We start from the raw sequence: 23283 nt of genomic DNA, 5'->3' as shown, positions 1-23283 counted from the left end.
CGGGTGCTGGGGTACTGCTTCACTGATGGTGGCCACGATGCTGCAACTCTTTCTTGGCGTCGAGCGACAGACCACGCGTCTAGCCCTGCTCGGCGCCATCCTCATGCTGATCGTGTCGGTCACCCTGGGCTTCTACCAGGTGATGACACGATTCGTCTTCGATGCTCCCTCGACCTGGTCCGAGGTCATCTCACGTTCGGCCATGATCTGGTGTGTCTTCCTCGGGGCCGCGGCGGGCTTCCGGGGTGGCTTTATGATGTCCGTGGAGGTCATCTACAGGCTGGTGCCGGGCCGTCGCCTGATCTGGCTCGAAGGGTTCATCGCCGCATGCTGCGCCCTGGTGCTGCTGGTGCTGATCTACTTCGGCACCGCCATGACGCTGCGCGTCCAGACCCAGATGCTGTCGGGTCTCGAGGTCTCGATCGCCTGGGCCTATGCCTCCATGCCAGTGGGCGCCAGTTTCGCTTTGATCGCGGTGGTGGCCCGCCTGCTCGCCCAGGCCGCCGGCCAGGAAATCATCGGGCCCGACTTGGAGGATGCGCTCCCTGGCTCTCCGGCGATCACCGGCAGCGACATGGAGCAGATGAGCGTCAATCCTTCGAAGAGTGGTGCTGTCCCCGTCAAGCCCGATAACAGGAGTGAACGCCCATGAATGCCGCCATCGGCCTCTCGCTGATCATCCTGTTCAGCCTCGGGGTGCCCATTGCCGTCTCGATCGTGCTGGCGTCGATCATCGGCATCGAGTTCTTCTCGCGCCTGCCGTTGCTGCTGGTGCCCCAGCAGATGTTCGTGGGCATCGACCACTTTCCCCTCATGGCGATCCCGTTCTTCATCCTGGCGGGCAATCTGATGGCGGCGGGTGGCATCTCCCGTCGCCTGGTGGACCTCGCCAAGTCTCTGGTCGGCGGCCTCCAGGGGGGGCTGGCCATGAGCTGCGTACTGACCTGCATGATGTTCGCCGCGGTCTCGGGCTCGAGTGTGGCAACCACCTTCGCCATCGGCTCGATCCTGATACCAGCCATGGTCAAGCACGACTACCCACGCCCGCTGGCGGCTTCCATCCAGGCCTCCTCCGCCGAGTTGGGGGTGCTGATCCCGCCCTCCATCCCGCTGATCCTCTACGGGGTGAGTACCGATACCTCGATCGGCAAGCTGTTCATCGCCGGCATCGGCCCGGGGCTGCTGATCGGCGGCGCCCTGCTGCTGTTCCTCTACCTGTTCTGCAAGGTTCGGGGCTATGGGCTGCGTGACCGGGAAGATCGCTACGACTTCCAGACCGCCTTCAAGCGAGCCTGGGCCGCCATGCTGATGCCGGTGGTGGTGATCGGGGGGATCTATGGCGGGGTCTTCACCCCCACCGAGGCCTCTGCCGTGGCGGTGGTCTATGCCTTGATCGTCGGGGGGCTGGTCTACCGGGAGCTGCCCCTGGCCGAGCTGTTCCCGATCTTCAAGGAAAGCGTGATCTCGACGACGGCGGTGATGCTGATCATCGCGGCGGCGGCGCTGTTCAGCTTCCTGATCAGCCGTTCAGGGCTGCCGGGCGAGGTGGCGGCCTGGGTGACCCAGGTCTTCGACAGCCCCATCGCCTTCCTGCTGGCCGTCAATGTCATGCTGCTGGTGGTCGGGATGTTCATCGAGACCTCCGCGGCGATCCTGGTACTGGCGCCGATCTTCACCCCCATCGCCATCCAGTACGGCATTGACCCGGTGCACTTCGGTCTGATCGTCGTGGTGAACCTGGCGCTGGGCATGTTCACGCCGCCGCTCGGCGTCAACCTCTTCGCGGCCTGCGCCGTGGCCAAGCTGTCCGTCGACCAACTGCTGCCCTGGCTTATGCGGTTCGTACTGGTGGTGCTGGCCTGCCTGATCGCCATCACCTACCTGCCCTGGATCTCGCTGGGGCTGGTTGACCTGCTCTATTGATGACAACAACGAACGACAACCATGACACGGAGGCCAGCCGATGCCTGCACTACCCGAGATGCCCCCTCCCCAGGCATTGATCGGCGGTGAATGGGTTGCCACCAGCGGGACCCTGGCGGTCGAGGCTCCCGCGCGGGGCGAGGTTATCACGCGTATCGCGCGGGGCCAGGCTGAGGAGATCGACGAGGCCGTCAGGGCGGCCGGTGACGCCTTTGCCGGCCGGCTAGGAGACTGGTCGAGCTGGAGCGCTCGCCGACGAAGCGAGTGGTTGCTGGCCTTCGCGGTGATCATCGAGGCCGATCACGAGCGCCTGGCAGCCCTGGAATGCGCCGATACCGGCAAGCCACTGACCCAAGCTCGTGGTGACATCACCGCCTGTGCGCGCTACTTCCGTTTCTATGGCGGGGCCGCCGACAAGCTGCACGGCGAGACGATTCCCTTCGAGAACGACTTCACCGTAATGACCTGGCGCGAACCTTTCGGGGTCTGCGCCCAGATCATTCCCTGGAACTATCCTGCACAGATCTTCGGCCGCTGTGTCGCCGCGGCCCTGGCGGCGGGGAACACCGTAGTGCTCAAGCCGGCGGAGGAGGCCTGCCTGAGCGTGCTGCGCCTGTCTGAACTGGCCGTGAAGAACGGCCTGCCGCCGGGAGCGCTCAATGTCGTGCCTGGCCTGGGCAGCGAGGCTGGTGCCGCGCTGTCGGCGCACCCGGCCATCGACCATCTGTCCTTCACCGGTTCCCCGGCAACCGGCACCCTGGTAGCCCAGGCTGCGGCCGAGCATCACGTGCCGGTCACCATGGAGTTGGGGGGCAAGTCGCCACAGGTCGTCTTCGCCGATGCCGATCTCGAGGCGGCGCTGGAGGCGGTGGTTCGCGGCATCATCCAGAATGCCGGTCAGACTTGCTCGGCCGGCAGTCGCCTGCTGGTCCAGCGTGAGGTGGCCGAGCCCCTGCTGGCGCGCCTCGTCGAACGTTTCTCGGCGCTGCGCTGCGATGCCGGCGAGGCGGATGCCGACTGTGGACCGCTGATCAGTGCCCGACAGAAGGCCGGCCTCGAGGCCAGACTCGAGGCCGCCCGGGCCGATGGCATCAGGGTGCTGGCTCAGGGGCAGCTGGCCGAGGGTGCGCCCGCCGGTGGCCACTTCGTGGTGCCGCAGGTGCTGACCGAGATTCCGGCCGGCCACGACGTGGTGCGTGAGGAGTTGTTCGGGCCGGTGCTGGCGGTGCAGACCTTCGAGGACGAGGCGGAGGCGCTGGCCCTCGCCAATGCCACTGACTTCGGCCTCTGCGCGGGCATCTGGACTCGGGACGGCGGGCGGCAGCTGCGCCTCGCCAAGGGCATCCGCAGCGGCCAGGTGTTCGTCAACAACTACGGCGCTGCCGGCGGCATCGAGCTGCCCTTCGGTGGTGTGGGACGCTCGGGCCATGGCCGCGAAAAGGGATTCGAGGGGCTCAGGAGCTACACACGGATCAAGACGCTGGCCATCCGGCATGGATGACGCCTCGGCGTCCGCAACCCATCCGTCCAAGGAGAACGCCATGACACAGGCAGTGCGTGTCGGACTGATCGGTGTCGGCCTGATGGGCCATGGCATCGCCCGCAATATCCTCGAGGCCGGCCATCGGCTGTGCTTCCTCGACCATCCGGGCAACCAGCCGGTGGACGACCTGCTGGCCGCCGGCGCCACTGCCCGGGCCTCTGGGCGCGAGGTGGCCGAGGCCGCCGAGGTGGTCATCCTCTGCGTGACCGGCTCCCCCCAGGTTGAGTCGGTCCTGTTCGAGGCCGGCGGGGTGCTGGAGGGGCTCGCGCCCGGCACCGTGGTGGTCGACTGCTCCACCGCCCTGCCCAGCTCGACGGCGACCGTCGCCCGGCGGGTGCATGAGGCGGGTGGGCGCTTCATGGATGCCGCCATGACCCGGACTCCCAGGGAGGCCGAGGAGGGGCGCTTGAACCTGATCGTGGGGGCACCCCCCGCGCTGTTCGATGAGATGCGCCCGCTGCTCGCCTGCTTCGCCGAGAACATTACCCATGCCGGTGACGTGAGTGCCGGCCATACCCTCAAGCTGCTGCACAACTTCGTGTCACTGGGCTTCTCGGCGGTGCTGGCCGAGGCGGCGGCGGCCTCGCGTGGGGCGGGTATCGACGATGCGGCCTTCCTGGAGGTCGTGGGCCGTGGCGGTGGGGGCGGGGTGGTCTTCGATCGCCTGCGTCCCTTCATCGAATCAGCGGATCCATCCGGGTTCCGCTTCAGCGTGGCCAACGCCACCAAGGACCTGGGCTACTACCGTGCCATGACCGATGAACTGGGGGCCTGCCACGATGTCGCGCAAGCCGTCGAGGGCCTGTATGCGGGTATCGACGATCAGGACCGGATGGTGCCGGAGATCATCGCCATCCTCCAGAAGGCGCGGTCCTGATCGTGGCCCTCCATCGGCAGGAGGCATGACGGCATGTCTCTATCTCACCGCCAGCAGGGCCTGTTGCTGACCGGCGGGGGCGCGCTGATCATGTCGCCGGACGCCCTGCTGATCAAGCTGGTGGCCCTGCCGGATGCCGAGATCCTGATGTGGCGGGGATTGCTTTCGGCGCTGGGGTTCCTGCTGATCGTCCTGGTGCGCCACGGTCGCGGGACCCTCGCCGCCTATCGGCGGTGCGGGGGCACGGGCATCGCCGTGGCACTGCTCTTCAGCCTGACGACCTGCGGCTTCGTGCTGGGCAACCAGTACACCAAGGCGGGCAACGTCCTGCTCATCCTGGCGGGGGCGCCGCTGATCGCCGCGCTCTTGTCCCGCGCGATCCTCGCCGAGCGGCTGCCGCGACGCACCTGGCTGGCGATCGCGCTGTGCATGCTGGGCATCGGGATGATCGTGCTCGACGATGCCGGGGCCGGCTCCTGGCTGGGCAATGCCTTCGCCCTCATGGCGGCCACGACCCTGGCGCTCAACTTCACGCTCTGCCGTCGCCGGCCCGGCGTCGACATGAGTCCCATGCTCGTCTTCAACGGCCTGATCGTCGGCGGGGGCGCGGCCATGGCGCTGCTGCTGGGGAAGGAGGGTATCGCCATGCCGCCGATCGACCGCTGGCTGCTGGTGGTCCTGCTCTGCCTTCTCATCGTGCCGGCCGGGGTCACACTACTGCAACGCGGTCCGCTTTATCTGCCCGCCGCCGAGGTGGGCCTGCTGCTGCTCCTGGAGGTGGTGGTCGGCACCCTCTGGGCGTGGGGGCTGCTGGGCGAGACTCCGGCACCGATCGCCCTGGTCGGAGGCGGACTGGTCCTGGGCACCCTGGTGACCAAGGGACTCTACGAGCGGCGGCTTGAGCAGCGCCTGCGCTCGGTGGTGGCCTCCCGCTGAGGACCGCCGTCGACATCCACAATGGGGGCGGGCGCGATGCTCCCATATCCTGGCCATAGATTTGAATTATCAGGTCCATGATCCCATTCAATTTACGCTATCGGAAGATGCGGGCTACACTGCGCCGCGTATCGTTATCCCCCATTAAACGAAAGTCGAAAGGAGCATCATCGAATGTCCCTGCTGAACACCGAAGTCAAGCCGTTCAAGGCCACCGCCTTCCACAATGGCGAGTTCGTCGATGTCTCCGACGAGAGCCTCAACGGCCAGTGGAGCATCTTCTTCTTCTATCCGGCCGACTTCACCTTCGTCTGCCCCACCGAGCTGGGTGACCTGGCCGACAACTACGAAGCGTTCAAGAAGCTGGGCGTCGAGATCTACAGCGTCTCCACCGACACTCACTTCACCCACAAGGCCTGGCACGACAGTTCCGAGACCATCAACAAGCTGCAGTATCCGATGGTGGCCGACCCGACTCACGCCATCTCGCGCAACTTCGAGGTGCTGATCGAGGACGCGGGCATCGCCGAGCGCGGCACCTTCGTGGTCGACCCGGACGGCAAGATCCAGATCATCGAGCTGAACGCCGGCAACATCGGCCGCAACGCCGAGGAGCTGCTGCGCAAGGTCAAGGCCGCCCAGTACGTGCGAGCCAACCCGAACGAAGTCTGCCCGGCCAAGTGGGAAGAAGGCGAAGAGACCCTCTCTCCCTCTCTGGACCTGGTCGGCAAGATCTAAGATCTGCCCTGCCGGCGGGGCCGACCCTGGCCTCGCCTGTCCCCGCCCGGGTATCCCCTGCCCGGGCCCTGATTGCGGAAGCAAGAGCGAACCGGGCCTCCTCATGCGGGATGCCGCGGTCTCCTCTTGCCTCCACCCCGAACCCGAACATGAAGGAATGCCGCTGTCATGTTGGACGACAATCTGAAAAGCCAGCTCAAAGCCTATCTGGAAAAGGTCACTCAGCCGTTCGAGATCGTCGCGTCCCTCGATGACGGCGCCAAGTCACAGGAACTGCACGGTCTTCTCACCGACATCGTCGGCCTGACCGACAAGATCACCCTGAAGCTCGATGGCCAGGATGCCCGCACGCCCTCCTTCGCCCTCAACCGGCCCGGCGAGGAAACAGGCGTGGTCTTCGCCGGCATCCCCATGGGTCACGAGTTCACCTCGCTGGTACTGGCGCTGCTGCAGGTCGGCGGTCACCCGCCCAAGGCCTCCGACGAGGTGCTCGAGCAGATCAGGAGCCTCGAGGGCGAGATGCGCTTCGAGACCTACTTCTCGCTCTCCTGCCAGAACTGCCCGGACGTGGTCCAGGCGCTGAACCTGATGGCGATCTTCAACCCGAACGTGCATCACGTCGCCATCGACGGCGCGCTGTTCCAGGACGAGGTGAAAGAGCGCGAGGTGATGTCGGTGCCGAGCGTCTACCTCAACGGCGAGCCCTTCGATCAGGGCCGGATGGGCCTGGAGCAGATACTCGCCAAGGTGGATACCGGCGCCGCCAGGCGCGAGGCGGCCAAGCTCAACGAGAAGGACGCCTTCGACACCCTGATGATCGGTGGCGGGCCCGCCGGCGCCGCGGCGGCCGTCTATGCCGCGCGCAAGGGCATCCGCACGGGCGTTGCGGCCGAGCGCTTCGGCGGCCAGGTGCTCGACACCATGGGGATCGAGAACCTCATCTCGGTGCCCCGCACCGAGGGCCCCAAGCTGGCCGCGGCCCTGGAGGAACACGTCAAGGAGTACGAGGTCGACATCATGAACCTGCAGCGTGCGGTCAAGCTGGTGCCGGCCACCCGGCCCGGCGGCGAGCACGAGGTGCAGTTCGAGTCCGGCGCCAGCCTGCGGTCCAAGACCCTGGTGCTGGGCACCGGCGCCCGCTGGCGCGAGATGGGCGTGCCCGGTGAGGACGAGTATCGCAACAAGGGCGTGGCCTACTGCCCCCACTGCGACGGCCCGCTGTTCAAGGGCAAGCGCGTGGCGGTGATCGGCGGCGGCAACTCCGGCGTCGAGGCGGCCATCGATCTGGCCGGCATCGTGGGCCACGTGACCCTCATCGAGTTCATGGATGAACTGCGAGCAGACGACGTGCTGCAGAGAAAGCTCGCCAGCCTGTCCAATGTGGAGGTGATCAAGGGCGCCCGCACCACCGAGGTGTTCGGCGACGGCAGGCGCGTCAACGGCCTGACCTATGAAGCGCGCTCTACCGGCGAGCTGCACAAGGTCGACCTGGAAGGCATCTTCGTGCAGATCGGCCTGGTGCCCAATACAGAGTGGCTGCAGGATTCGCCCATCGAGCTCTCCGAGCGTGGCGAGATCGTCGTCGATGCGCGCGGCATGACCTCGGTCCCGGGCATCTTCGCCGCCGGCGACGTGACCACGGTGCCCTACAAGCAGATCGTCATCGCCATGGGGGAAGGCTCCAAGGCCGCCCTGGGTGCCTTCGACTACCTCATCCGCCAGTGATCCACCGGCCCGGGCGTCGATGACTCCGGCCTTCCCCTCCATGCCCCCGTCGGTGAGCCCGGCGGGGGCATGGTCGTTAATGGACAGATGCCAGAGGCAGCGTCAGTCGTGCAGCCAGAGGAAGGGCAGCATCGATACGCCGAGCACCGCGACGACCAGAAGGGCCAGCAGCAGGGTGCGGATCGGCTGGCGCCTCAGGCGTCGCCACAGGGTCGGGGCCTCGCCGTGCTCGACCAGGCTGGCATGCTCTCGACGTACCCGCTCACCGAGCGTCTGCTGGTAGTCGTCGAGCAACGCGCGGGCTCGCTCCTTCTCATCGTCATCGCTGAGCCAGATGGCCGCCACACCGAGCCCCCAGAAGCCGGCCCGGGTCTCGAAGGTCGCGATGCCGTGCTCGTCGAGGAGTCGACGAACGTCCTCGGCCTCCTCGTCGGGCACGTTACGAAGGTGAAACAGCAGCTCGGCCACGTCGTTCTCCTCGGTTGCTCTCCCCGGCCGGGGAGCCGGTCATGGTCTCGTGTCGCCCGCGATCTGTTCGCAGAGGCGCTCCATGCGTGCTATCGCCTCGCCGGCCCCTTCCAGGGCGAAGACCATGAACCAGGGGTCGTCCTCGCCACGCATGATGCGCAGGCGCAGCAGCTCGCCGTCGCCTATCTCGTCGAGCAGCAGCGAAAGCTCGGGTACCGCGAAGCGCACGTAGAAGCCGCTGTCACCGCGCTCGGTGACGAAGGCGGCACTGCCGCTGTGGATGGTCTCGTGATCGACGCGCAGGTCGGCGGGCACGCGGTTCACGGTGGCGCTCTCGGGCTGGTTCTCGTCGAGCTCCACGCGCAACTCCAGCCAGGGCAGGTCACAGGCCCAGGCACTGGCATTGACGCTGAAGATGGCGTCGCTGTAGCTCAGCTGGTCGATGGCACGGACGTGATGCTCCTCGCCCAGCGACAGCACCAGGGAGTGCCAGCCACCATGGGCCTGGATGTCGTCGGTATTGTAGTCGGTGGCGGCGGCCGGCCCGGTCAGGAACAGGCAGAATGGCAACAGCAGGTTAAGAGGGAGACGGGAGAGGCGGGGCATGGTGGGGGCTTCCTCGGACCGTTGACGCGCCCGAGGCTAGCATGGCTCGGAAGCGCTGTCCCGCTGCCGGCGCTCCGAGGGAGGCATCCCTCCCCTCGGGCTGGCTCGGGCGGGGAGGCCGCCGATGGCGAGTACCCCCCGACTTGACCTGGGTCAGCTACCTCGTGAAGGGTACCGACGGGCCCGGTCGCGGCTGGCATAATTCGCCCAAGCGGTGACGGCCCTGGCCGCCGCCTTTCGGTTCAAGAGGCTCGATTCGATCATGCAAGACACCCTGCCGTTCATCCGTCCCCTGGTCGAGAAGTACGATCGCCCCGGCCCGCGCTATACCTCCTATCCCACGGCGCCGCAGTTCCAGGCGGCCTTCGCCGAGGACGACTACCGGGCCGCGGCCGAGCGCAGCAACCGGGCCGAGACGCCCAAGCCGCTGTCGGCCTACGTGCACATCCCCTTCTGCGAGAGCCTCTGCTACTACTGCGCCTGCAACAAGATCATCACCCACAACCGCGAGCGGGCGGCGGAGTACCTCGCCTGGCTCAAGCGGGAGATCAAGCTCCAGGGGGCGCTGTTCGACGAGTCGCGCCGGATGACGCAGCTGCACTTGGGCGGCGGTACCCCGACCTACCTGAGCAACGACCAGCTAGGCGAGCTGATGGCGGCGCTGGACGCTGCCTTTCACTTCGCCGAGCCCCAGCTGCGGGAGTTCTCCCTGGAAGTGGACCCGCGCACCGTGACCCCGGAGCAGATCCACGAGCTGCGCTCGCTGGGCTTCAATCGCCTGAGCTTCGGCGTGCAGGATTTCGACCCGAGGGTTCAGGAGGCGGTCAACCGCGTGCAGAGCGAGGCCGATGTGGTCGAGCTGGTGGCGGCGGCCCGGGAGGCCGGCTTCCAGTCGGTGAGCGTCGATTTGATCTATGGCCTGCCGCGGCAGACCGTGTCGAGCTTCGACGAGACCCTTGCCAAGATCATCGCCCTGCGCCCGGACCGCATCGCTGCCTACAGCTATGCCCACCTGCCGGAGCTGTTCAAGGCACAGAGGCTGATCCACCCAGAGGACATGCCGCCGCCGGAGCGCAAGATCGAGCTGCTGGAGCTGATCATCCGCCGCCTCACCGGGGCGGGCTTCGTCTACATCGGCATGGATCACTTTGCCCTGCCGGAGGACGAGCTCTCCCTGGCCCGCGAGAATGGCACCCTGCAGCGCAACTTCCAGGGTTACTCGACGCATGCCGACTGCGACCTGATCGGCCTGGGCAATACTGCCATCGGCAAGGTGGGTGACAGCTACAGCCAGAACGTCAAGGAGACCGCCCAGTACCAGTCGCGCCTCCAGGCGGGCAGGCTGCCGGTGATGCGCGGCTACCGCCTGAACGCCGATGACGAGTTGCGCCGGGACGTGATCAACGCCCTGATGTGCCACGGCCGCATCGACGTTGCCGAGATCGAGGCGGCCCATGGCATCGTCTTCCGCCACTATTTCGCCGACGGACTCGAGGAACTCGAGGAGATGGCGGATGACGGCCTGCTGACCCTCTCCGACTCCGTCATCGAGGTACTGCCCGCCGGGCGGCTGATGATGCGCAACGCCGCCATGTCCTTCGACGCCTACCTGAGCCATAGTGAAGGCCGGTATTCACGTACCGTCTGAGCTTCTCTGGGCTGCGGGTTTCAACGCTTTCCGGCCCAGGGTCCGGCCCGGGCGGGCTGACGTCGTTGAAACAAATTTTACCCCATCTTGTGCTTGAGTCAGGTAGTTGGTCTATATATGGTAGTTAGCCCCTGGAGGCGGCGACGTCCTGAACATGGCTTGATGCAGGTCAGTGCGTTCAGAGTATCAGCCCCCCAGGATAGGCGTTTCGGCGGCCCAGCCGCGTCGATGTCACCAGGAGACTCTCATGGCCCTGTCCCTTCCGTTGCTTCTTCGCGCGCCCGCTCCGATTCGTCTCAACCGTACCCCGGACCCCCGCGTTCCTCTGGCCGCACGAGACCGCTGAACGCGGCGATCCCTGACCGATTCAGCTTCACCGACAATGATTCACCGCTCTGGAGACCCCCTACATGAGCACATCCGCCAAGGCCGTCAAGACCTCCAACGAGGTGCCCCTGCAGTTGCCCTCCCGCGACATCTGGGATTCCAAGTATCGCCTCAAGGACCGTCACGGCCACCCCGTGGACAAGGACGTCACCGCCACCTGGGATCGCGTGGCGCGGGCCCTGGCGGATGTGGAGGGCGACAAGGCCAAGGAGTGGCTCCCGAAGTTCCGCTGGGCCCTGGAGAATGGCGCCATCCCGGCCGGGCGGATCATGTCCAATGCGGGTGCCGAAGCCTACAAGCCGGCGGTGAGCCTGATCAACTGCACGGTGTCGCGCACCATCCGCGATTCCATGCATGACATCCTCGACTCGGTGGTGGATGCCGGCATGACCCTCAAGGCCGGCTGCGGCATCGGCTACGAGTTCTCCACCCTGCGCCACAAGGGCGCCTTCGTGTTCGGCGCCGGGGCCGGCACCAACGGCCCCCTGGCGTTCATGGATATCTACGACAAGATGTGCTTCACGGTGGCCTCGGCGGGCGGTCGTCGTGGCGCCCAGATGGGTACCTTCGATGTCGGCCACCCCGACGTGCGTGACTTCATCGAGGCCAAGCGCGAGGCAGGCCGCCTGCGCCAGTTCAACCTGAGCCTGCTGATCACCGACGAGTTCATGGAGGCGGTGAAGAACGACACCGACTGGCCGCTGGCCTTTCCCCTCCACGGAGGTGAGAAGGACGATGTCGGCGAGGAGGAGCTGATCTACCGCGACTGGCCCGTGATCGAGGACGGCTACTCGGTCGACGACGAGGGGCGCGTGGCCTGCCGTATCGTCGAGGTGATCCGCGCCCGCGAGCTGTGGGACACCATCATGTCCTCGACCTACGACTTCGCCGAGCCGGGCTTCATCCTGATCGACCAGGTCAACCGCATGAACAACAACTGGTTCTGCGAGGAGGTCCGGGCGACCAACCCCTGCGGCGAGCAGCCGCTGCCCCCGGAGGGCGCCTGCCTGCTGGGCTCGGTGAACCTGACCCGCTTCGTCATCGACCCCTTCGGCAAGGCGCCGCGCTTCGACTGGGAGCGCTACCGTCAGGTCGTGGCGATCTTCACCCGCATGCTCGACAACGTGGTGGAGATCAGCGGCCTGCCGTTGCCGGGCCAGCGCCGCGAGATCGAGGCCAAGCGCCGACACGGCATGGGATTCCTGGGGCTGGGCTCCACCCTGACCATGCTAAAGATTCCCTATGGCTCACCTGAGTCGCTGGCCTTCACCGAGGAGGTGAGTCGCAATCTGGCCCTGGAGGGCTGGAAGCAGGCCCTCGAGCTCTCCCGCGAGAAGGGCGTGGCCCCGGCACTGGCCGAGGATTACGAGATCACCCCGCGGATGATGCGCGAACGTCCCGAGCTCAAGCAGGACGGCTACGAGGTGGGCGACAAGGTCCCTGGTCGCATCCTGCACGCCCGCTACAGCCGCTATATGCAGAAGGTCGCCGAGGTGGAGCCGGAGCTGGTCGCGCAGCTCGCCGAGCACGGCGCGCGTTTCACCCACCACAGCTCGATCGCCCCGACGGGGACCATCTCCCTGTCGCTGGGCAACAATGCCTCCAACGGCATCGAGCCGTCGTTCTCGCATCGCTACTTCCGCAACGTCATCCAGTCGGGCAAGAAGACCAAGGAACAGGTCGAGGTGGTCTCCTTCGAGCTGGCCGCCTACCGCCACTTCATCGCCGCCGATGCGGTGGAGAGCGACCTCCCCGACTACTTCATCACCGCCGACGGAGTGAACCCCAAGCAGCATGTGGCCGTACAGGCAGCGGCCCAGGTGTGGGTCGACTCGGCCATCTCCAAGACGGTGAACGTGCCCACCGAGTTTCCCTTCGAGGCGTTCAAGGACCTCTATCTGGACGCCTACGACAGCAAGCTCAAGGGGTGCACCACCTTCCGCTTCAATCCCGAGGCCTTCCAGGGCGTTCTGGTGCGCGAGGACGACCTCAAGAACACCACTTATGTCTTCGAGCTGGAAAACGGCGAGACCGTGGAGCTTCCCGGTGACGAGAAGATCATCTACGACGGCGAGGAGCACAATGCGGCGAACCTCTATGACGCGTTGAAGGAAGGCACCTATGGAAAGTGGTAAGCCGACTCGCTGGCTGCCTTGCGCTAACCAACCCCCTATCGAAGGAGCCTCCTGATGGCCGTCGAGATCAATTCCAGGATCGTTTCCTACAGCGTCAAGAAGGCGGTGGAAGAGCCGCCGCTGGCCGAGGAGAACCCACTCACGGTGCGCATTCCCTCGCGTCCCGAGGGCACCCTCGAGGCCGTGTCGGAGAAGATCTCCTATGTCGGTGCCGAGGGCCGCAAGAAGGTCTACCTGCTGGTCTCCTTCATGCCCGTGCAGGGCGTGCTCAACGGCAAGCGGGTAATAGTCGAGCGTCCGGTGGAGTTCTTCTTCCCATCGGGCCAGCTCTCCAGCGAGCACCAGTGGATCACCGCGACCATGCGTAGCCTGTCGCTGGCCGCCCGTGGCGGCTATGTCACCCAGGCGGTCGCCGACCTGCGCAAGGTGGCCTGGGACAAGGGGCTGGTACGCTGCGGCATGAACCGCTGGGGCAAGCCGGTGTTCCACGACTCCGAAGTGGCGGCGATCGCCTGGTCAATCCAGCAGATCCTCTTTCGCCGCGGCTTCCTCGACCAGGATGGCAATCAGGTGCCGGTGGAGGAATTGGTCGGCCGCTACGCCCAGCGTATGGCAAGCGGTCATCCCTGGCAGCCGCCCTCCTCGGAGGAGATCGAGCAGGCCGAGCGCAAGGCGCAGGATCACGCTCATGCCAAGGGTGAAGGCCCCACCGTGGTCGGCCATTGCCCCGAGTGCAACGGCGAGCTGATCATGATGGACGGCTGCCCTACCTGCTACTCCGGCTGCGGCTGGTCCAAGTGCGGCTAAGCTGAATCGCCGTATCGCAGGAGAGGTGCCCCGGGCTGTCGTCGCAGTCCGGGGCTTTCTTGTGTAGCGCCGGTTGCTCGGACATCGATATCATCCAGGGAAGCAGCGCACGTCCTTTGACGCAGGTCACGCCGCGTCGAGACAGCCCCGCCGGAAGCGGAGGGCTGTTCTAGGCTGTCAGCGACACGGGTTATCCCGCGGGGGGCTTATGGACATCGAGCTGCTCTTCAATGCCAGTTTCGCGCGAGTGCTCGACCAGGAAGTCGAGGGGAAAACGTTCTTCGCGGCCTTCTATGAGCGTTTCCTCGCCGCCTCGCCTGAGGTTGCCGAAAAGTTTCGTCATACTGACATGGCCCGACAGCAGCAAATGCTAAAGAAATCCTTCTACTACCTGCTTGCCTTCTATGGGTCGAGCAATGCCGGTTATTACCTGGACCAGGTGGCGATCAGCCACAGTCGTACTCACCTCGACATACGTCCCGAGATCTATGATCTGTGGCTAGATGCTCTGGTCGAGACGGCGCGTCGCTTCGACGCCTGCTTCGAGGATGACATCGAATTGGCCTGGCGGTTGGTGATGACGCCTGGCATCGTCTACATCACCTTCTACTATGACCGTGTCGCGGGCCCGCCCGGGGCGCGGAGTTGATCATCGACATGCCACACTGGACGCTGGTGAATATCCTCCAGGCCGAGGGTCCCGGCGTGCTTATTCGCAGCCACGCAACTGGACCTCGCCTGGGTGGATGCCTTCTCCGGGCCGCAATGTCGGGGGATGAGCAATAGGCGTTAATGCAGCGTTAAATACTAGACAAAAGTGGTTTGATAGGGTTTGAGGCAGCTGATCTTTCGCATGTGATCTTACGCATGACGGCTATCAATCCAGTAAACCTCGGAGTTCTAAATCCTATGCGTACCAACAACAAGATGCTTATGACGCTGTCTCTCGCCACCCTGACACTGGGTGTCGCTGCGTCCGCCTCCGCGGCGACTCTGGACGAGGTCAAGGAACGCGGCCAGGTGGTCTGTGGCGTGAGCACCGGCCTGCCGGGCTTCTCCACCCCCGATGACCAGGGCAACTGGCAAGGCCTCGACGTGGACGTCTGTCGAGGTGTGGCCGCCGCGGTGTTCGGTGACGCCTCGAAGATCCAGTTTGTGCCGCTGAACGCCAAGGAGCGATTCACCGCCCTGCAGTCCGGCGAGGTCGACCTGCTGTCGCGTAACACCACCTGGACCGCCACTCGAGATACCACCCTTGGGGTCAACTTCACCGGCACCAGCTTCTATGACGGCCAGGGCTTCCTGGTCAAGAAGGCACTGGGCGTCGACAATGCCAAGCAGCTGAACGGGGCGGCCTTCTGCGTGCAGTCCGGTACCACCACCGAGCTGAACCTGGCCGACTACTTCCAGGCCCACGACATGACCTTCCAGCCGGTGGTCTTCGACACCTCCGACCAGACGGTTCGTGGCTTCGAGTCCGGTCGCTGTGACGTCCTCACCTCCGATACCTCCCAGCTCAATGCCCTGCGCATCAAGCTTGCCGACCCGTCGAGCGCCAAGGTGCTGCCCCAGGTGATCTCCAAGGAGCCACTGGGCCCAGCGGTTCGCCAGGGTGACGACCAGTGGTTCAGCGTCGTCAAGTGGTCTCTCTTCGCGATGATCAATGCCGAGGAGATGGGTATCACCAGCGAGAACGTCGAGGAGATGAAGAACTCCGAGAAGCCGGGCATCGCACGTTTCATGGGCCAGGACGCCGACTTCGGCGAAGCCATGGGCCTTGCGGACGACTGGGCCTACAGCATCGTCAGTGAGGTCGGCAACTACGGCGAGATCTTCGAGCACAACGTCGGCATGGGCTCGCCGCTGGAGATCGAGCGGGGCATCAACGCCCTGTGGACCGAAGGTGGCATCATGTACGCGCCGCCGATCCGCTAAACCCTCCACCGACCCCGCCCTTTCACAGGGCGGGGTCCGTCGTTGTGTCATCGCTAGTGGAGAGGACCTTCCATGGCTACGCCTTCCTCGCCCCCGCCTCGCACGGAGAAACCGCCCTTCTGGCGTGATCCGGCCAAGCGGGCGCTGCTGTTTCAGGCGCTGATGCTGGCTGGCCTGTTCGCGGTCGTCGGCTTAATCGTCAACAATACTCTGACCAACCTGGATGCCCGTGGCATCACCACCGGTTTCGGCTTTCTCGACAACACCGCCGGCTTCGGCATCGTCCAGAGCCTGATCGAGTACACGCCCCAGAGCACCTACGGGCGTACCTTCCTGGTCGGGCTGCTCAACACCCTGCTGGTCTCGGCTCTCGGCATCCTGCTGGCCACGGTGATCGGCTTCCTGATGGGCATCGCGCGACTCTCTCCCAACTGGCTGCTCGCCAGGCTCGCCTCCGCCTACGTCGAGATCTTCCGCAACATTCCGCTGCTGCTGCAGATCTTCTTCTGGTACTTCGCGGTGTTGCGTTCCCTGCCCTCGCCGCGCCAGAGCATGAGTCTCGGCGAGGTCGTGTTCCTCAACGTTCGCGGCCTGGTAGTGCCCGACCCGGTGGGTGGGCCGGGTTTCGGTTGGACGCTGGTGGCGCTGGCCGTGGCGGTGGTCGCCGCCATCGTGCTGGTGCGCTTCAACCGCCGGCGCCAGGAGGCCACCGGGGTCCGGCTGCCGGCCGGCTGGATCAGCGCCGGGCTGATCATCGGCCTGCCCGCCCTGGTATTCGTCGCCAGCGGCATGCCGCTGACCTGGGATGTTCCGAAGCTCACCGGCTTCAACTTCTCGGGCGGCATCACCGTCCTGCCGGAGCTCCTGGCGCTATGGCTGGCGCTGTCGATCTATACCGGTGCCTTCATCGCCGAGATCGTGCGCTCGGGTATCCAGGCCGTCTCCCATGGCCAGACCGAGGCCGCACGGGCGCTGTCGCTCTCCAGCGGCATGACCCTGCGCCTGGTGGTAATTCCCCAGGCGATGCGGGTGATCATCCCGCCCCTGACCAGCCAGTACCTCAACTTGATCAAGAACTCGTCCCTGGCGACCGCCATCGGCTATCCGGACCTGGTGTCCGTCTTCGCCGGCACCACGCTCAACCAGACCGGCCAGGCCATCGAGGTGATCATGATGACCATGGCGGTCTACCTGACCCTTAGCCTGCTGGTCTCGATGTTCATGAACTGGTTCAACTCGCGCATGGCGCTGGTGGAGCGATAGGTGACCCACATGAAACTCAACGATACACCCGTGGCCGCACGCTCGGCGCCCAAGCGCAGCCTGGGACCGATCGCCTGGTTGCGCGCCAATCTCTTCCAGGGCCCGATCAACAGCGTGATCACGCTTCTGGTGCTCTGGGCACTGGTCACCGGGCTCGCGCCGCTGATCCAGTGGGCCTTCATCGATGCCGACTGGATCGGCACCAGCCGCGAGGCCTGTTCGTCCGGTGGGGCCTGCTGGGTCTTCATCTCGGCACGTTTCGAGCAGTTCATCTATGGCTTCTACCCTGCCGAGCTGCGCTGGCGGGTCGATCTCACCTTCGTGCTGTTCGCGGGGCTGATCGCCTGGCTAGCGATCCCTCGCCTGCCGGCCAAGAAACTTGCGGCGGTGGTGACCCTGCTGGTCTTCCCGGTCGTGGCCTTCTTCCTGCTGCACGGTGGCACCTTCGGCATGCCGGCGGTGCCGACCCATCGCTGGGGGGGCCTGATGCTGACCCTGGTGCTGGCGGTGGTGGGCATCGTCGCGGCCTTGCCGATCGGGGTGGTGCTGGCGCTGGGGCGCCAGTCGAAGATGCCAATCATCAAGAGCATCTCGGTGGTGTTCATCGAGTTCTGGCGTGGCGTACCGCTGATCACGGTGCTGTTCATGGCCTCGGTGATGCTGCCGCTGTTCGTGCCTTCCGGGGTCGACATGGACAAGCTGGTGCGGGCGCTGATAGGTATCACGCTTTTCCAGAGCGCCTACATGGCGGAGGTGGTGCGCGGCGGCCTGCAGGCAATACCCAGGGGCCAGGAAGAGGCGGCCGCGGCGCTCGGCATGGGCTACTGGAAGCGCATGGGCCTGATCGTGCTGCCCCAGGCGCTGAAGATGATGATCCCGGGGATCGTCAATACCTTCATCGCCCTGTTCAAGGACACCTCGCTGGTGCTGATCATCGGGCTCTTCGACCTGCTGGCGATCGTCCAGGCGGCGCTGGCCGACTCCGACTGGCTTGGCTACTCCATCGAGGGCTACGTCTTCGTGGCGCTGATGTTCTGGGTCTTCTGCTTCAGCATGTCCCGTTACAGCCAGTACCTGGAACGCAAGCTGCATACCGGTCACTAGAACCCTGAGCCGCGGTCGGCGACCTTCCCCCAAGTGGGAGGGTCGCCCCAAAGAACAAGGACATCTGCATGAATACTCAAACGGCAAAGGCCGATACCCCGATGGTCGAGATGCGCGGCCTTAACAAGTGGTACGGCGACTTCCACGTGCTGCGCGACATCGACCTGACCGTCCAGAGCGGCGAGCGTATTGTCATCTGCGGGCCCTCGGGTTCCGGCAAGTCGACGCTGATCCGTTGCATCAACCATCTCGAGGAGCATCAGCAGGGCGAGATCCTCGTGTCCGGCATCCCCATGACCCAGGACGTCAAGCGCATCGAGCAGATTCGCCACCACGTCGGCATGGTGTTCCAGCACTTCAACCTCTTCCCGCACCTGAGCGTGCTGGAGAACTGCAGCCTGGCCCCGATCTGGGTGCAGAAGAAGCCGCGCCGTGAGGCCGAGGCCCTGGCGATGCAGTACCTGGAGCGGGTGCAGATCGCCGAGCAGGCCCACAAGTATCCCGGTCAGCTCTCCGGCGGCCAGCAGCAGCGCGTGGCGATCGCCCGCTCGCTGTGCATGCATCCCGATGTGATGCTGTTCGACGAGCCGACTTCGGCCCTGGACCCCGAGATGATCAAGGAGGTGCTGGACGTCATGGTCGAACTGGCCAAGGAGGGCATGACCATGCTTTGCGTTACCCACGAGATGGGTTTCGCCAAGACCGTGGCGGATCGGGTGATCTTCATGGATCAGGGCCAGATCATCGAGGAGAACGCCCCGGAGCCCTTCTTCAACAACCCCCAGTCCGAGCGTACCCAGCTCTTCCTGAGCCAGATCCTCGGCCACTGACCCCTCCTTCCAGGCGGCATCCCATCGGCTGCCGCCTGCCCCTCCTTTGCCCTTCGGCTTACATGCAGCCGGCCTGGATGTTTCGCATGACGCTGCCCGAAATAGAGTCATACCCGATTCCTCACCATCCTGAGCCTTGCTGGAAGGCGACGAGTGGTCTGAGGATCGTTCCCGACCACGAGCCCCTGGTGCCGGTGAGCCTGGCGCCTGAACCGCTCAAGGTATTCCCCGCCTATGCCCGGTTGGGCATCCCCGGCGCGGTACCGGAGTGCTTCGTTCGGGAAGGCGTTTATCGGCGGCTGCTCACGGTGGCCCGCGGCCTGCCCCCCGGCTTCGGTCTGGTGGTCCTGGACGGCTGGCGCCCCTGGCGTGTTCAGCAGTACCTGTTCGATACCCTCTTCGAGGTGATGCGTGGCCGGCACCCGGCCCTGGACGAGGCCGCGTTGCTCGACCGCACCCGGGAGTTCGTGGCCATGCCAAGCCGTGACCCCCGGGCTCCCAGCCCGCACCTCACCGGCGGTGCGGTGGACGTGACGCTCTGTGATGCCGACGGCCTGATGCTGCAGATGGGCTCGCTGTTCGACGAGGCGAGCCCGGCCTCCCACAGCGACTACCTGGAGCGCCTCGAGGCCCCGGATGCCCGCCAGCGCCGGGCACGGGGCTGCCGGCGATTGCTCTATCACGCCATGTGCGCCCAGGGGTTCACCAATCTGCCCAGTGAGTGGTGGCACTTTGACCATGGCGACCAGCTGTGGGCCTACTACACGGGGAGGTCAGAGGCACACTACGGGCCGGCGGAACTGGACACCATCGAGCAGCGCTGGAAGCGTTAGTCCCTGAGGGAGGGCTGCCTCGGCTATAGTGGTTGCCTCATGCGAGAGGGAGGCGCGATGTTGCTGCTGGAGGGCCTGTCACCACTGTCGGGCGCGATCAACCTGCTTCTGGTCCTGCTCTCGGTGCTGACCTCCGCCTTCACCGCGGCGGTGGGTGTCGGGGGCGGGGTGCTGATGATCATGGCGCTGGCACAGGTGATGCCGGCGGCGGCGCTGATTCCGGTTCACGGCATGGTGCAACTGGGCTCCAACGTCGGCCGCACGGCGATGACCTGGCGCCATGTCGACCGCAAGACGCTCGCCGCCTTCCTGCCCGGGGTTGTGCTGGGGGCCCTGGGGGCCGCCTGGTTGCTGGTGCGCCTGCCGCCCGGAGTGCTGGAACTGTGCATCGCCGCCTTCGTGCTTTTCACCTGCTGGGGACCGGGGCTGCCAAAGTGCGCCTTGGGGCCAGTGGGCGTTCTGTTGGCCGGTGCGGTCACCACCCTGCTCTCCAGCCTGGTCGGCGCCAGCGGCCCCATGGTGGCGGCCTTCATCAAGCAGCGTCAGTCGGGGCGGCTGGCCAAGGTGGCGACCTTTTCCGCCTGCATGCTGCTTCAGCACCTGTCCAAGGCCTTCGTGTTCGGTGTGGCCGGCTTCGTCTTCAGTGACTGGCTGCCGTTGTTGCTTTCGATGGTGGCCGCGGGCTTCCTCGGGACCTGGTTGGGCCTGCGCCTGCTGCACCGCCTCTCCGAGCATCGTTTCGAGGCCCTGTTCCGGTGGGCGCTGACGCTGCTTGCCCTGCGACTGATCTGGCTAGGCGGCCAGCGCTTGGTAGGCCACTGACGGGCCTGCACGGCGGCGAAGATGTCGGTCTTCTGCATGGTGATGGTTTCGCTTCGGGAGGGCGCAAAGGTCATCAGGGGCGAGTCGCCGTGATAAATTAAATATATTAAATAAATTAAACTAATAGAAATATATTATCAAATGGGCGGCAGTTTCTTGTGATCGGGGGCTATTGCTTGGAAATATAGGGAAAAAAGCCTGACATCGATCATTTACAGGGCGTAGATGCCGGCCATAATGTCAAAGCGCTACTGGAAAAACCTCGAGGGAACGCATCATGGTGCCTATCACAACAACTAACCGGTGCCGTATAGGGCCAGTCTTCATATTGCTGGCCTGCCTGTTGGTGTCCGGCCTCGCCCAGGCCGGGAATCCGCGTTATGCCGGTATCGTCATCGATGCCGACAGCCAGCAGATCCTCTATGCGGAGAATGCCGACAGGCTTCGCTATCCCGCTTCACTGACCAAGATGATGACACTCTACCTGCTCTTCGAGGCACTGGAGGGTCGCAGTCTCAGCCTGGGGCAGCCGTTGCCGGTCTCGTCGACCGCTGCGGCCATGCCCGCCACCAAGCTCTGGCTCAAACCGGGTGACAGCATTCCGGTGGAGAAGGCCATCGAGGCTCTGGTGATCAAGTCCGCCAACGATGTGGCCGTGGTGGTGGCCGAGGCGCTGGGCGGCAGTCACGTTCACTTCGCGAAGATGATGACCAACAAGGCCCGTGCAATCGGCATGGACGATACCGTCTTCCGCAACGCCTCGGGGCTGCCCGATAACCGCCAGGTCACCACGGCACGCGACATGGCAGTACTAGCCCGTCACCTGATGCGGGACTTCCCGCAGTACTACCCCTATTTCTCGCGCCAATCGTTCACCTGGCGGGGCAAGACCATGACCGGCCACAACCGCCTCTTGAAGCACTATCCAGGTGCCGATGGCCTCAAGACAGGCTACATCCGTGCCTCCGGCTTCAACGTGGCCACGTCGGCAGTGCGTGACGGCCGTCGCCTGCTCACCGTGGTCATGGGGGGCTTCACCGCCGCATCGCGGGATGCCCACACGACCGACCTGCTCGACCGCGGCTTCATGCGTGCCTCGCTGGCCGATGGCCGCGGCTGGCTGGCCAGTGCGGATCTCTCAGGTGGGCGGCTCATGCCCGGCGAGCCCCAGGCACCGGGCCAGCAGGTCGGTCGCGAGGTGCGTCTGGCCAGCCTCGGTAACCCTCCGGCACTGAGCTCATCGGTTCCGGCCAGGCCAGTGGCCTCGGTCATGTCTCCCGCCCCCGCGCAGGCACCGACGGCGGCAATGGCCGAGCCGCTGCCGGAGCCACGGGTCGCCAGCGTCGAATACCGCGTGTCCCCTGAAGCGACGGACCGGGCGCAGGGTTCGGCCGACGACCCCATTCGTCAGCTGATCGCCGACAGCGCCACACCGGTGATGGCCATCCAACGGGGGAGCTGGGGCGTGCAGGTCGGTGCCTTCAGCGATGCCGGGCATGCCCGCATCCTGGCTTCCCGGGCCGCCGACCGGCTCGCCAATGAACTGGCGAATGCCCGGGTCGAGGTGGGCAACGTTGCGTCAACCGGCATCTACCGGGCGCGGCTGTTGGACATGAATGAGGGGCAGGCGCATACCGCCTGTCGTCGTCTGGAGGAACAGGGCATGGAGTGCATGGTGGTCCAGGCCAGCCTCTGAGGCCTTGCCGTGCAGCGTGTCACCGACTAGCCTGAGCGACTCGCACCCCGTCGGCCCCTGGCCGGCGGGGTTGCTTTTTTAGACCCGCCAGGAGAGCGCCGTCGACATGTCATCGACTTACACCTCATCGACCTTCAAGGGCATCGGCTGCATGTGCCTGGGCGTACTCTGCCTGGCCCTGGGGGATGCCCTCACCAAGTGGCTGGGCGAGACTCACTCGCCGTTGCAGATCATCTTCCTCCGTACCTTGGTGTCGCTGCCGCTGATCGCCTTGATCGCGCACTTCAACGGCGGGTTGCGCACCCTGGCGACCCGTCGGCCGGGGGTGCACCTGCTTCGGGGATTGATCTTCGCTGCCACCATGATCTGCTTCATGTGGGGGCTGACCCTGTTGCCGCTGGCGGAGGCCACTGCCATCGCCTTTTCCGCCCCCCTGTTCGTCACGCTGTTGTCCGTGCCCCTGCTCGGCGAGCGGGTCGATCGACCGACCCTGCTGGCCACGGCCCTGGGCTTCGTGGGGGTGCTGGTTGTGGTGCGCCCTGGAGGCGAAAGCTTCCAGCCTGCTGCCCTGGTGGTGGTCGCCGCGGCGGTCTTCTATGCCCTGATGATGATCACGGCGCGACGCTACGGCGGGCGCGAGCATCTCTGGGCGATGGTCTTCTACATGACACTGGTGCCGCTGGTGGTCTCCGCCGGGACCATGCCCTGGGTGTGGCAGACCCCGGCCCCCTGGCATTGGCCCGCTTTCCTGGTGGCGGGCTTCCTCGTGGTGGTCGCCATGACCGGCCTGACCCTGGCGTTCCGTTACGCGCCGGCGGCGCTGGCCGCCCCTTTCGATTATACTTCCATGCTGTGGGCGGTGCTGCTGGGCTGGTGGTTTTGGGACGAGGTGCCGGACCTCTGGGTCTTCGTCGGCGGCACCCTGATCATCACCAGCGGCCTGGTCATCGCCTACCACGAGGGTCGCACCGCCCTGAAGCGCCGGCCGACCTCCTGAGACGACGACT

General features: G+C 65.4%; 21 protein-coding genes. 19 read left to right on the top strand and 2 right to left on the bottom strand.

Going from position 1 to position 23283, the window contains the following annotated elements; translation table 11 throughout:
* The first annotated feature begins 37 nt into the window (after positions 1 to 37).
* The 7 genes from ABE960_RS09595 (at position 38) to ahpF (ending at position 7742) form a co-directional block, all read left to right on the top strand.
* Positions 38 to 652, top strand: coding sequence for a TRAP transporter small permease (locus ABE960_RS09595; protein WP_349762043.1), 615 nt, complete (start codon positions 38 to 40; stop codon positions 650 to 652).
* Positions 649 to 1923, top strand: a complete 1275-nt coding sequence (locus ABE960_RS09590; protein ID WP_349762042.1) for a TRAP transporter large permease — start codon at positions 649 to 651, stop codon at positions 1921 to 1923. Before ABE960_RS09595 ends, ABE960_RS09590 begins: the two co-directional genes overlap by 4 nt.
* A gap of 40 nt (positions 1924 to 1963) precedes the next feature.
* Positions 1964 to 3424: an aldehyde dehydrogenase family protein gene (locus tag ABE960_RS09585; RefSeq protein ID WP_349762041.1), complete on the top strand. Its 1461-nt coding sequence runs from the start codon at positions 1964 to 1966 to the stop codon at positions 3422 to 3424.
* 40 nt (positions 3425 to 3464) lie between these two features.
* Entirely contained in the window at positions 3465 to 4343 is an 879-nt protein-coding gene (locus ABE960_RS09580) for an NAD(P)-dependent oxidoreductase (protein ID WP_349762040.1), read from the top strand.
* 33 nt (positions 4344 to 4376) lie between these two features.
* A complete protein-coding gene (locus ABE960_RS09575; protein ID WP_349762039.1) occupies positions 4377 to 5279 on the top strand; it encodes a DMT family transporter in 903 nt (300 codons plus the stop codon).
* A gap of 174 nt (positions 5280 to 5453) precedes the next feature.
* A complete protein-coding gene (gene ahpC / locus ABE960_RS09570) occupies positions 5454 to 6017 on the top strand; it encodes an alkyl hydroperoxide reductase subunit C (RefSeq protein WP_349762038.1) in 564 nt (187 codons plus the stop codon).
* Positions 6018 to 6185: 168 nt separating this feature from the next.
* Positions 6186 to 7742, top strand: coding sequence for an alkyl hydroperoxide reductase subunit F (ahpF, locus tag ABE960_RS09565; protein ID WP_349762037.1), 1557 nt, complete (start codon positions 6186 to 6188; stop codon positions 7740 to 7742).
* A gap of 102 nt (positions 7743 to 7844) precedes the next feature.
* Here ahpF and ABE960_RS09560 read toward each other — a convergent pair whose 3' ends face one another.
* Entirely contained in the window at positions 7845 to 8210 is a 366-nt protein-coding gene (locus tag ABE960_RS09560) for a DUF6164 family protein (RefSeq protein WP_349762036.1), read from the bottom strand.
* 39 nt (positions 8211 to 8249) lie between these two features.
* Positions 8250 to 8816: a hypothetical protein gene (locus ABE960_RS09555; protein WP_349762035.1), complete on the bottom strand. Its 567-nt coding sequence runs from the start codon at positions 8814 to 8816 to the stop codon at positions 8250 to 8252.
* Positions 8817 to 9078: 262 nt separating this feature from the next.
* Here ABE960_RS09555 and hemN point away from each other — a divergent pair, with 262 nt between their 5' ends.
* The 12 genes from hemN to ABE960_RS09495 all read left to right on the top strand — a co-directional run bounded on the left by hemN (position 9079) and on the right by ABE960_RS09495 (position 23273).
* On the top strand, positions 9079 to 10464 hold the full coding sequence (gene hemN, locus ABE960_RS09550) for an oxygen-independent coproporphyrinogen III oxidase (RefSeq protein WP_349762034.1): 1386 nt from the start codon (positions 9079 to 9081) through the stop codon (positions 10462 to 10464).
* Positions 10465 to 10874: 410 nt separating this feature from the next.
* Positions 10875 to 12986, top strand: a complete 2112-nt coding sequence (locus tag ABE960_RS09545; protein WP_349762033.1) for an adenosylcobalamin-dependent ribonucleoside-diphosphate reductase — start codon at positions 10875 to 10877, stop codon at positions 12984 to 12986.
* A gap of 54 nt (positions 12987 to 13040) precedes the next feature.
* A complete protein-coding gene (locus ABE960_RS09540; RefSeq protein ID WP_349762032.1) occupies positions 13041 to 13793 on the top strand; it encodes a ribonucleoside-diphosphate reductase in 753 nt (250 codons plus the stop codon).
* 208 nt (positions 13794 to 14001) lie between these two features.
* Complete coding sequence (locus ABE960_RS09535) at positions 14002 to 14442, top strand: globin (protein ID WP_349762031.1); 441 nt, start codon at positions 14002 to 14004, stop codon at positions 14440 to 14442.
* 260 nt (positions 14443 to 14702) lie between these two features.
* Entirely contained in the window at positions 14703 to 15728 is a 1026-nt protein-coding gene (locus tag ABE960_RS09530; protein ID WP_349762030.1) for an amino acid ABC transporter substrate-binding protein, read from the top strand.
* A gap of 72 nt (positions 15729 to 15800) precedes the next feature.
* The gene (locus ABE960_RS09525; RefSeq protein WP_349762029.1) at positions 15801 to 16991 is read left to right on the top strand and encodes an amino acid ABC transporter permease; all 1191 of its coding nucleotides are present in this window, start codon (positions 15801 to 15803) and stop codon (positions 16989 to 16991) included.
* 9 nt (positions 16992 to 17000) lie between these two features.
* Entirely contained in the window at positions 17001 to 18095 is a 1095-nt protein-coding gene (locus ABE960_RS09520) for an amino acid ABC transporter permease (RefSeq protein WP_349762028.1), read from the top strand.
* Between the two features lie 101 nt (positions 18096 to 18196).
* A complete protein-coding gene (locus ABE960_RS09515) occupies positions 18197 to 18925 on the top strand; it encodes an amino acid ABC transporter ATP-binding protein (RefSeq protein ID WP_349762349.1) in 729 nt (242 codons plus the stop codon).
* An 86-nt stretch (positions 18926 to 19011) separates the two neighbouring features.
* The gene (locus tag ABE960_RS09510; protein ID WP_349762027.1) at positions 19012 to 19758 is read left to right on the top strand and encodes a M15 family metallopeptidase; all 747 of its coding nucleotides are present in this window, start codon (positions 19012 to 19014) and stop codon (positions 19756 to 19758) included.
* Positions 19759 to 19815: 57 nt separating this feature from the next.
* The gene (locus ABE960_RS09505; protein WP_349762026.1) at positions 19816 to 20580 is read left to right on the top strand and encodes a sulfite exporter TauE/SafE family protein; all 765 of its coding nucleotides are present in this window, start codon (positions 19816 to 19818) and stop codon (positions 20578 to 20580) included.
* A 328-nt stretch (positions 20581 to 20908) separates the two neighbouring features.
* Positions 20909 to 22276 carry a serine hydrolase gene (locus tag ABE960_RS09500; RefSeq protein ID WP_349762025.1) on the top strand — a complete coding sequence of 456 codons (1368 nt, stop codon included), beginning with the start codon at positions 20909 to 20911 and terminating at the stop codon, positions 22274 to 22276.
* A gap of 106 nt (positions 22277 to 22382) precedes the next feature.
* A complete protein-coding gene (locus ABE960_RS09495) occupies positions 22383 to 23273 on the top strand; it encodes a DMT family transporter (RefSeq protein ID WP_349762024.1) in 891 nt (296 codons plus the stop codon).
* Positions 23274 to 23283 lie beyond the last annotated feature (10 nt).

The sequence above is a fragment of the Halomonas aquatica genome (assembly GCF_040196335.1).
In the GTDB taxonomy this organism is placed as follows: domain Bacteria; phylum Pseudomonadota; class Gammaproteobacteria; order Pseudomonadales; family Halomonadaceae; genus Halomonas; species Halomonas aquatica.
Note: the sequence above shows the minus strand (reverse complement) of the source record. Positions and strands in the feature narration are given on the sequence as shown.